5 protein-coding genes are annotated in these 10754 nt (G+C 71.8%); 1 reads left to right on the forward strand and 4 read right to left on the reverse strand.

Annotated features, from left to right (window positions below):
* Positions 1-10: 10 nt before the first annotated feature.
* On the reverse strand, positions 11-2722 hold the full coding sequence (locus tag AC27IY_RS06980) for an AAA family ATPase (protein WP_487177444.1): 2712 nt from the start codon (positions 2720-2722) through the stop codon (positions 11-13).
* 104 nt (positions 2723-2826) lie between these two features.
* Positions 2827-4254: a rifampin monooxygenase gene (rox, locus tag AC27IY_RS06985; protein ID WP_487177445.1), complete on the reverse strand. Its 1428-nt coding sequence runs from the start codon at positions 4252-4254 to the stop codon at positions 2827-2829.
* A gap of 718 nt (positions 4255-4972) precedes the next feature.
* Between rox and AC27IY_RS06990 the strand changes: the two genes are divergently transcribed.
* Entirely contained in the window at positions 4973-5665 is a 693-nt protein-coding gene (locus AC27IY_RS06990) for a DUF998 domain-containing protein (protein ID WP_487177446.1), read from the forward strand.
* Between the two features lie 1032 nt (positions 5666-6697).
* Here AC27IY_RS06990 and AC27IY_RS06995 read toward each other — a convergent pair.
* Both AC27IY_RS06995 and AC27IY_RS07000 read right to left on the reverse strand, forming a co-directional pair.
* Positions 6698-9919 carry a glycosyl hydrolase family 95 catalytic domain-containing protein gene (locus AC27IY_RS06995; protein WP_487177447.1) on the reverse strand — a complete coding sequence of 1074 codons (3222 nt, stop codon included), beginning with the start codon at positions 9917-9919 and terminating at the stop codon, positions 6698-6700.
* A 531-nt stretch (positions 9920-10450) separates the two neighbouring features.
* A complete protein-coding gene (locus AC27IY_RS07000) occupies positions 10451-10624 on the reverse strand; it encodes a hypothetical protein (RefSeq protein ID WP_487177448.1) in 174 nt (57 codons plus the stop codon).
* Positions 10625-10754: the final 130 nt, after the last annotated feature.

Below are 10754 nucleotides of genomic sequence, written 5' to 3' on the forward strand. Positions count from 1 at the left end.
CGGGGCTCGCTTAGGTCATCAGGCCCAGTGCGGCCAGTTCACCGCGCGAGGAGACGCCCAGCTTGGGAAAGGCCTTGTACAGGTGGTAGGCGACCGTGCGCGGGCTCAGGAACAACTGCGCGCCGATCTCCCGGTTCGACGCCCCGGTGACGGCCAGCCGTACCACTTGGAGCTCCTGCGGGGTGAGCGCGGCCAGCAGGTCGCCGGCGTTTGCGCGGCGGGCCGGCGAGGCGCCGGTGGCGCGCAGTTCGGCGGCCGCGCGGGCGGACCACGGGGCGGCGTCCAACCGGTCGAACGCCTCCATCGCGGCCTCAAGCTGGATGCGGGCCTCGGTGCGCCGCCGGTGGCGGCGCAACCACTCGCCGTACACCAGGCGGGTCCTGGCCTGGTCGAAAGGCTGCTCGTGCTGCCCGTGCACGGCGAGCGCGCGCTCGTAGAGGCCCTCGGCCCGCTCGTCGGACGCCAGCAGCGCGCGGGCCCGATGCAGTACGGCGAGCGGACCGGGTTGCCCGACACCCTCGGCCCATGCCGCGTAGCGGCGCAGGACCTCGTCGGCGCGTCGCGGCGTGCCCGCCCTGACGGCTGCCTCGACGTAGTCCGGCCAGGCATACCCCCAGATGAACGCATGCCGCGAGGTGCCCTCCGTCGCCCTGTCCAGCCGGTCGAGCACCGCGTTGTGGCGGCCGAGGCCGAGGTCGAGGATCACGCGCCCGTACTCGGCCCACGTGCCGGCCGGCAGCCAGGACCTGTTGTCGGCGTGGCGCAGGGCTTCGGCGGTGCACGCCGCCCACTCCTCTTCCATGCCCGCGACCCCGTACAGCCAGGCTTGGACGCCTTCCAGATAGCCCCGCCAGAACGGCTGGCCGGCGTCGGCGGCCAGGCTCAGGCCCTCGGCCACCGTGGCGCGCGCGGACCGGTGACGCCCGTCGGTCAGCTGGGCGATGGTGAGGAGCGTCATGGCTTGAGGAAGGCGGCCCAGACGACCTTGCGCCCGGCACTCCTCGACCAGAGCGGCCGCGCCGGCGAGCATCTCTTCGCGTTCCGCGCGGACGAACGCGTGGAAGGTGATGACCATGCGGACCTCGAACGGCACGGCCACCAGCTCGCCCAAGCCGATGGGGAAGGCTGGGACGGGTGTGGTGTCCCCTTCCAGCATCGTGCGGAAGCCGCGGTTGATCGCGCGCACCGCGCCCGCGAGCCCGTCGCCGTCCGGTGTCAGCTCCTCGGTGCGGCGGGCCAGGGCGAGCTGATCGGGGTGGGGCGCGCTGGTCCAGGCGTAGAAGCCGGCCAGGCCGAGCAGCGAGAGCATCGTGGCGGGATCCGCCCTCTCGGCGCCTTCCTGCAGCAGCCGGACGGCCTCAAGCGGCCGGTCGGCCTCGAACGCGAGCTGTGCTCGCACCCGGGTGAGCTCGGCCAGGACCGACTTGTCCAGAGCGGACGAGCCCGCCTGCCGCTGCGCCGCGGCGACCAGCTCGGCGGCGCGCCGGCTCAACCCCGCCTCGGCGGCCGCCCCGGCGGCGGCCGTCCACCGGCGTACGGCGTCGGCCGGGTCGGCGGACAGCTCGGCTGCCCGCGCGTACGCCGCCGACACCGTGGCCTGGCCGCCGCGCTGCAGAGCGCGCAGCGCCAGGCTCTCCAGCTCTCCGGCCACCCCCTCGTCCGGTTGCAGGGTCACCGCGGCCAGGTGCCAAGCGCGCCGGTCGTCGTCGACGGCTTCGGCCAGCGCCCGGTGCGCGGCCATCCGGGCGGCGATGTCGCAGGCCAGCAGCACCGCCGTACGTACCAGCGGATGGCGGAAGACGACGCAGGACGTGCTCACCTGGACCAGCCCCGCCCGCTCGGCCTCGGCGAAGTCGGTCACCGAGGCGCCGAGCCGGCCGAGCGCGCCGGTGAGGGCCTTGAGTTCGCCGCGATCGTCCAGGGCCGCGGCGAGCAGGCAGAAGCGGGTGGCGGCGGGGAGCTCGGCGATCCGGTTGCGGAAGCCCGCGAGCACCTTGTCCGTCACCGTCACCGGAGCGAGGGAGAAGGCCAGCGGGGTGAAGGCGCCCGCCCGTTGTTCGGGGCCGAGCATGCGGGGCAGCTCGATCAGGGCGAGCGGGTTGCCCTGCGCCTCGGTGACGAGCTGGTCGCGGGCGGCCAGCGGCAGGTCGGCCGCCTGCTCGGCCAGCAGTTGAGCCGCCGCGTCCGCGTCGAGCTTGCCCAGCCACAGCTCGGGCAGGCCGCCGCCGGGGAACGTGCCGCCGTCCTCCCGCGCCGCGAACAGAACGACGACGGGCTCGGCGTGCAGGCGGCGCGCGGCGAACACCAGCGCGTCGGCCGACTCGCTGTCCAGCCACTGCGCGTCGTCGACCAGGCATACGAGCGGCTCCTCCTTCGACAGCTCCACGAGGAGGCTGAGCGTCGCCAGGCCGACGAGGAAGCGGTCGCCCTGGGTCGCCTCGCCGAGGCCGAGCGCGCCCAGCAAGGCGTCCGCCTGCTGCGGGGGCAGCGCGGTGACGCCGTCGAGCACGGGGCGCAACAGCAGGTGCAGGGCGGCGAAGGGTAACTCGGCCTCCGACTCGACCCCGGTGACGCGCAGGACGCGACCGGACGTCCGCCGGGCGGCGTACTCCAGATGGGCCGTCTTGCCGATGCCTGCCTCGCCGCGCACCACCAGAGCACCGCCTGGCCCGTCGAGCAGCTGATCGATCCGGGCCAGTTCCGTCTGACGGCCGTGCAGCATGAAGATCCTCAGTAGTAGAGGGGCGCATCCACTCGATCGCCCAGAGGTGCACGACCTTCGCTGCGTCCAATCCGATCATATGGGCTTTCAGCGGAGGATTCCGGTCATCTGGAGGGAGCGCCGAACCAGCGCGGCAGCACGCCGGCCAGCTCCGCCTGGTCCTCGCCGGCCCACGCCACGTGGCCGTCGGGGCGGAGCAGTACGGCGGGGACGTCCAGCTCGGCGCCGGGATCGACGACGTGGTCCACGCGATCCGCCCAGCCCTCGGCCGAGAGCCGGCCGGTCCGGTCGAGCAGAAGGCCGCGGCCGGAGCACGTCAGCTCGTAGAGGCGGCCGCGCTTCAGCCGGACGTCCCGCAACCGCCGCCCCACCAGCTCGGAGCCACCGCCGAGGTCGTAGCGGACGCCGATGGCGGTGACCTGCTCGATGAGGTACGCGGTCACCTCGTCGAACTCCATCAGCCGTGCCAGCAGCCGCCCCACCGACCGGGGTCCCGGCTCGGCGGACATCAGGTGCATGCGCACCCGCGTGTCGTCCAGCACGGCGGCGGCCACCGGGCGGCGTTCGGCTTCGTAGGTGTCCAGCAGCCCGCCAGGCGCCCAGCCCGCGACCTCGGCGGCCAGTTTCCACCCGAGGTTGAACGCGTCCTGGATGCCGAGGTTGAGCCCTTGCCCGCCGGCCGGCGGATGGATGTGGGCCGCGTCGCCCGCCAGGAGCACCCGGCCGTCGCGGTAGCGTTCGGCCAGCCGGGTGGCGTCGCCGAAACGGGACAGCCAGCGCGGCGCCCGCACGCCGAAGTCCGTGCCCGCGACCGCCCTGAGCGCCTGCCGGAACTCCTCCAGCGTCGGCGGCACGGCACGGTCCTCGGCGACGCTCAGGGCGGGCACGATCACCCGGTACACCCCGTCGCCCAGCGGCAGCAGGCCGAAGCGCGGCTGGGTCTCGCGGATCCGCGCGACAGTGGCGGCGATCGTCCCGGGATCCTCGTCCGCCTCCATCTCGCCGAGCAGGGTGTCCAGTCTGCTCGGCTCGCCGGGAAAGCCGACGCCGAGCAGCTTGCGCACCGTGCTGCGCCCGCCGTCGCAGCCCGCGAGGTAGCGCGAGCGCAGCCGCGTGCCGTCGCCCAGCTCGGCGGTCACGCCGTGCTCGTCCTGGCTGAGGCCGGTCAGCTCGGCGCCGCGCCTGATCTCCACGCCCAGCGCGGCGGCGTGCTCGGCCAGCAGGCGCTCGGTGACGGTCTGCGGGATGGCGAGGAGGTAGCCGTGCGCGGTGTCCAGCCCGGCGGGCGCGGGCCGGTCGGCCCCGGCGAGGGAAGCGCGCAGCGGGTGCCGCCGGCCGTGCGCGAGGAAGCGCTCCAGCAGGCCGCGCTGGTCCATCACCTCGATGCTGCGCACGTGCAGGCCCTGAGCCTTGGCGTACGGGGCCGGCTCGGCGTCCTTCTCCAGCACGAGCACCTGCGCGCCGTGCAGCCGCAACTCGGCCGCCAGCATCAGGCCGGTGGGCCCGCCACCGGCGATGATCACGTCGAACATGTACCGCCCCCCTGCGTTGTACGACTTCCGGTCCGGAAGTCTGGGGCATGACCCGGGCCTTGCCGCAAGCCCCGGGGGGCGCTATAGCTTGGAAGTGGCAGGGGGCGGCGTTCCTGCTTTCCAAGTGGACAGCCCTCCGGCGCGTTTTCTCAGGTCGGGATCCTTGTCCGACGCCGGCCTGAACATCGACCGGGTGACCGAGCATGCTCGGTGACAGGCGCCGCGGAATCTTCTTGCCGTACCCGTTTCCGTCTCCCGGGTGACTGGAGTCCGCGTACGTCGAGGCGACGCCTCGCAGAGCAATGACCTGGGCGGATGTAGTCATCGGCAGGCGCGGCACCCGGCACGACCACGGCAGTCGACCGCCTGCTTGAACCACTCCACGAGGTCATCCCCGACCATCCGCCACTCTTTCAGGATTGACTTATATAAGTCGAGACTGAAATTATTGGGCCGCGCACGCGTTCGACGTGTTCGACGGCGCTCTAGGCACCTCAGGGAGGTCGGCATCTGGCTGGATCGTTTCCGCCAGTTCTGGAGCCAGCGCCTGGACGCGCTGGGCACCGAACTCGCACGCGCGCGGCGCGAGCGCCGCCACCCGCTTGACGAGACGCCGTCCCCGGAGGGACGCCCCGGCTCGAACGAAGAGGAAGAAGAAGAGTGATCGACATCGTCGACCGAATCACCGCCCCCCAACGGGCACGAAAGGAGTAGACCGATGAGGAAGAACCTCACCGCCACAGCGGCCGGCGGCACGACACGGAGGCTGCTGACATGCGGCGTCGTCGCCGGCCCCCTCTACATCATCGCGGTCCTGCTGCAGATACTCACCAGGGACGGGTTCGACATCAGCCGCTACCCGGCCAGCATGCTGAGCAACGGCGACCAAGGGTGGATTCAGATCGCCAACTTCGCGGTCAGCGGCCTGCTGTTCGTGGCCGGAGCGGCCGGCCTGCACCGGGCTCGTGGTCCGGTGGGCTGGGACAGCACTTGGGGGCCGCGACTGGTCGGCGTCTTCGGCGCCGGGATGATCGCCGCTGCCTGCTTCTCCGCCGACCCTGCCGACGGCTTCCCGCCGGGGACGCCCGTCGGCCCGCCCACGAGCATGAGCACGCAGGGGATGCTGCACCTCCTCGTCTCCGGGGTCGCCTTTCTCGCGCTGATCGCCGCGTGTCTCGCGTTCGGCCGGCGGTTCGCGGCGGCCGGCCGTCGCGGCTGGGCCGCTCTCAGCATGGTGACCGGTGCGCTCTTCATGGCGGCCTGGGCCTCGATCTTCGTCGTGCAGGGCTCCAGGGTGGCCAATGTCGCCTTCGCCCTCGCCATCGCGCTCGTCATGGCATGGGCGTCGCTCCTGGCGGAGTACCGGCTGGCTTCGATCCGGCGGGGCGGCGTCGCCCTGACCGTGGTCTGAGCGGGCAGCCGGCCATCCGGAACCTCACGCTCGATCAACGCCGGCTGTGACACCTGCTCCCGCGCCTCCTTGCGTACCTGTCAATAACGTCGTCCATGTCGCGGCTTCTGACAGCCATCCTGCTGGCGCTCTCCCTGGCCGGCGTCTTCGCTCCTGCCTCCGTCGCCACAGCCGCGGCGGCCGAACCCAGCGGCGCCGGCACCTGCGAGAAACCCGGCCGGTACACGATCGAGGCGGACAACCGCGGCGACCAGATCCGCACCTCCACCGCACCGCTCGAACTCACTCTCATCATCGAACCACCTGCCGTGGTGGGCAGCGGCTCCTACGGCGACGGCCCCGTGCTCACCGACGGCCGCTACACCGACACCGTGATCCCCGGTGAGGAGGCGTACTTCCGGGTGCCGCTCACCTCCGGGCAGCGGCTGACGTTTCGGATCGAGGTGCCGGCGTTGGCGCAGGCTCCGTGGACGTGCAAGGGGAGCCCGCGGGTGCGCCGACGTACGCCGACACGACCGGCCTGGGCTCGCCGGACCGGCGCCGGTCCGAGAGCGCTGCCGCTGCTTCCTGCCCTGTCCACGGCCGCGCTCGGCGTCGCCACCGCCACGGCGATCTGGCTGGTACGGAGCACCCGCCGCCGCCCCGGAAACGACGTCTTAAATCATCACCCACCGGCACCGGACGCAGGCTCGCTGTCGCCGCCGGTGCCGCCGGCGTTCGATGCCGTTTTTCCCCGCCGAGGACGTGCGGGTCATCCTCACCCACGCTGCCCGGCCCAGGGCGAACACGATCCGCGAGCTGACTGGCGAACTCCCACGTCAAGGACCCCCGACCTGATTTCGAGCGTCACAGGCCGGGTGCCGCGAGGGGGCGGCGATGTACCGCAGCGTGCTGGCCGGGCGCCGCATGCTGGTGGTGCTCGGCAACGCCGCCGCCGAGACACAGGTGGAGCTGCTGCTGCCGGGGCTGGTGGGCTCGCACTTCACGGCATCGGAGGCGCTGCCCCTTGGCAGCGCCTCCGATGGCGCGAACCTACGCGGCGGTCAGGTCCCGCCAGGCCTTCACCTCCTCGGGAGCCAGCGCGCGGGCGAGTACCGCGGCCCGGTCGACGCCGCCGGTCAGCCGCTGCCCGCCGCCCTGGTCGGCGCCGAAGCGGAGCGGGCGGGCGGTGCAGCCGGTGATGCCGTCGGAGGTGGCCTGGCCGGTCGCCTTGCGCTCGCCGTCCACGTACACGGTGATCGCGCCGGTGGACTCCAGGGTGACCACCAGGTCGATCCAGCGGCCGGTAGGCAGGGTCGTGTTCAGGCCGACGTTCGCGCCCGCGCCGATGAAGCGCAGCGTGTTGCCTGGGGTGACATCGATGAGGACGCCGTCGGTGCCGGGGTCGCCGGATGGCTGGGAGTCGAACAGCCGGCGGTAGCCGCTGCCGCCGATCTTGACCTCCACCGCGAACGTCGCCTCCCGGACCAGCCCGAGCGAGGTCGCGCCGGTCGTCAGGTACGTGTTGCCGTCCAGCACCAGCCCGCTGCCGCTGGGCGCGGTCGTGTCATAGGCCGGGGCGCCGCCGGTGACGACGGCGTCGCGGCGGTTGCCGGAGGAATCGTTGACCGTGCCGCCCTCCTTCGGATCCCAGGCGACCAGGACCGAGCCGGCCGGGGGCGGGGCACAGGGTTCCAGGGCTAGCACGGCACTGGCCGCGCCCGACCAGGAGTCGCCGGTGACAGTGGCGGCCAGCACGGCCTGCCGGGCGCCTTCGGCCGGTCCCGGAGTGATGGTGAAGGTCGCGGTGCGGGTCTTTCCCGGCGCCGTGCCGGGCAGGTGGCGGGTGGCCGGTACGACGGTCCAGCCCCGCGGGACGGTGAGCGTCACGTCGGCGGCCGGCACCGCACGGCGGCGGGTCGCGGTGATCGTGACCTTCGCCTCGAACGGCGTGCCCGGCGTGGCGGTGCCGGGTACGCGTAGGGCGACGGCGGCTTCGTTCTGGATCGTGTACGTCCTGCCCGCGCCGGCGTTCCAGCTCAGGGTGTCGCCGTCGCGGTGGGCGCCGATCTCGTGGCCCCGCTCGTCGTAGACGCGGTAGCGCCCGGCGATGAACGGCGACTTGACCTTGATCGGGCCGGAGTTGCCCGGGTGCACGGTGACGGTGTCGGGCGCGCCGTCCTTCCAGGCGGCGTCCACGGTGACGCCGCCGCGGGCGCGCAGGCCGCTCACCGAACCGTTCTTCCAGGCCGAGGGCAGGGCGGGCAGCACGTGCACCACGTCGTGCTGGCTCTGCACCAGCATCTCAGCCATGCCGGAGGTGGCGCCGAAGTTGCCGTCGATCTGGAACGGCGGGTGGGTGTCCCACAGGTTGTCCAGTGTGGACGCCTTCAACTGCTCGCTGAGCATCTTGTGGGCGTGGTCGCCGTCCAGCAGCCGAGCCCAGAAGTTGATCTTCCATGCCTTGGACCAGCCGGTCCCGCCGTCGCCGCGCGCGGTCAGCGAGACCTTCGCCGCCTCAGCCTCGGGGCTGCCGGTGGTGATCTGGTTGCCGGGGTGCAGGGCGTACAGGTGAGAGACGTGCCGGTGGGTGTCGGTCGCGGAGTCCCAGTCGGTCTTCCACTCCTGGAGCTGTCCCCAAGAGCCGACGCGCAGTCCGGGGTCCAGCTTGGCCAGTGCGCCGCTCACCTCCGCCTGGAAGTCCTCGTCCACGCCAAGCTTCCTGGCCGCGGCGAGGGCGTTGGTGAACACTTCCCGGACGATCTGCTGCGACATCGACGCGCCGGCCGAGAAGTCACCGTGCTCGGGCGAGTAGCTAGGGGAGACCACGAGCTTGCCGTCACGGGGGTCGGTGTGCAGGAAGTCGAGCCAGAACTCGGCGGCCCCCTTGATCACGGGGTAGGCGGTGTCGCGCAGGTACGCCGTGTCGCCGGTGAATCGGTAGCTGTCGTACAGGTGCTGGGTGGTCCAGGCCGCGGCCTCGGGGAACCAGAAGGAACTGGCGTAGTCGTGCACGCCGGTGAAACCGAACGGGTTGGTCTCGTTGTTGACCACCCAGCCGCGCGCGCCGTACATGTCCCGCGCCGTCACCCTGCCGGGCGCCACCATGGCCGAGATGTAGCGGTCGTACGGCTTGGTCGTCTCGTGGAGATTGGTCTGCTCAGCGAGCCAGTAGTTCATCTGGAGGTTGATGTTGACGTGGTAGTCGGCCGACCAGGGCGGGCTGGTGGAGTTGTTCCACACGCCCTGCAGGTTGGCCGGGAGCACGTCGTTCTCCCGGGAGGAGGAGATCAGCAGGTAGCGGCCGTAGGCGAAGAACAGCGTCTCCAACGCCCGGTCGTCGGCCGAGGCGCCGCCGGTGTAGTTCCTGCGCAGCCGGTCGGTGGGGATCGCGGGGGTCGAGCCGCCGAGGTCCAGTTTCACCCGGTCGAACAGTTTGCGGTAGTCGGCGACGTGCGCGGCCTTGAGCTGGTCGTAGCTCTTGGCGGCGGCGGCGTCCACCGCGGCGGTGACCTTGGTGTGCGGGTCATCGCCCCGGTAGGCCGGGTAGGTGTCGGCGTAGTCGGTTCCGGCCGACAGCACGAAGACGGCGCTGTCGGCACCGGTGACGGTGATCTTGTCTCCGGCGTCGGTACGGGTGCCGCCCTGCGCGATCACCTGGATCTGGGCCTCGAACGTCATCTTGTTGTCGGCGAGCCGGCCCCGGATGGTGAGCCTGCCGCCGGAGGCCGCGACGGTCTTGTCCTGGCGCGGCGAGGTGTGCCGCAACGTGAAGGACACCTTGCCGCCCTGGTCGGCCGAGATCCGGCCGACGATGACGTTGCCGGGGTTGCTGGCGAAGTACTCGCGCTCGTGGCGCACGCCGCCGGCGGTGTAGCCGACGCGGGCCACGGCCTCGCGCAGACTCAGCTCGCGGCGGTACTCGGCGGGGTCCGCAGGGGCGCCGGCGAAGTCGAGGAACAGGTCGCCGAACGTCTGGTACGCGCCGAAGCCGGTTTTGGACTGGCCCAGCTTGGCAGCCACGGCGTTGGGCGCCATCTTGCCGTCACGGTCGATCTGCTGCTGGACCTCGGCGATGGCGCCCGGCCGCGGCGTTCTCCAGTTGCCGAAGTCGTAGCCGGAGACGCCGGGGCCGCCGGTCCACAGGCTTTTCTCGTTGAACTGGAGTTGCTCGGTCGCGACGCCGCCGAACACCTTGGCGCCCAGGGGCCCGTTGCCGATGGGGAGCGCCTGAGTCTCCCAGTCGGTGGCGGGCTTGTCGTACCAGAGGGTCAAGTCATCGGGTGTCTGGGCGGCTGCGGCACCGGCCGCTGTGGGGGCGGACAGAGCGCCGACGAGCGTCAGCACGGCCATCAAGGCCGGGCCGAACCGTCGTCGTGGGGGGTGAGGCACGGATTCCTCCGATCACAGGAATTGATCCAAGGAAATATCAGTGAAATGCCCGACTAGCAAGGGTTAACATCCGATGTCTTGGGGTGCTGACGCGGTGTCGCCTGGTCATCCCGGCCAAAAGGTCACTTCATGTCGGATGTCTCGGACGATGGCGGCGCCCTGCGTCGCCTACCGACGCGCGATCGAGCCGTCGCCGGACGGCGTCCCCAGACCGGTACGGGAGCAGGCCCGGCACGTCGCCACCACGTCCCACCTGCCCGCCCTGGGGACCCGCGTCCCACGATGCGGTTCGGCCCGGGCGGGCAACGGTGACAGAGGCGCCCGCGACGGTTGAGGGCCGACCTGTCTTCCTGCAGTTTTGGCATGCCGGGCACACATGATCCGGTGCCTGTGCCGCCGCCCGTCAGCGGGAGTTCAGAGCCCGATCGACGCCTGGGGACCGGCGTAGGTGCGCAGCAGGCTCGGCACGTCGGCGGCCGGGTCGAGGTGGTAGGAGTAGAAGCTCGTCGGGTTGAAGGCCGAGCCGCCGGTCTTGCCCTCGGCAGTTGGACGCCGCTGTCGGAGGAGTGGTCCGGTACGTCCACGCACTTGCCGCTGTTGGCGTTGACCAGGCCGTAGGCGCCGTTCTGGGAGACCCGGGTGATGTGACCGCGGCGTTCCAGCCGGTCCAGCACGACATCAGTACGCGGTTCTACGGTGTCGGGGCGGCGGTGGTGAT

This window comes from Nonomuraea sp. B208 (assembly GCF_057536035.1).

What these genes read in the sequence shown, in the direction of transcription:
- rox (WP_487177445.1), bottom strand. Translation starts at nt 4,254, where the DNA reads ATGTTCGACGTGATCATCGCCGGTGGCGGGCCCACCGGCCTGATGCTG.
- AC27IY_RS06990 (WP_487177446.1), top strand. Translation starts at nt 4,973, where the DNA reads ATGAGGAAGAACCTCACCGCCACAGCGGCCGGCGGCACGACACGGAGG.
- AC27IY_RS06980 (WP_487177444.1), bottom strand. Translation starts at nt 2,722, where the DNA reads ATGCTGCACGGCCGTCAGACGGAACTGGCCCGGATCGATCAGCTGCTC.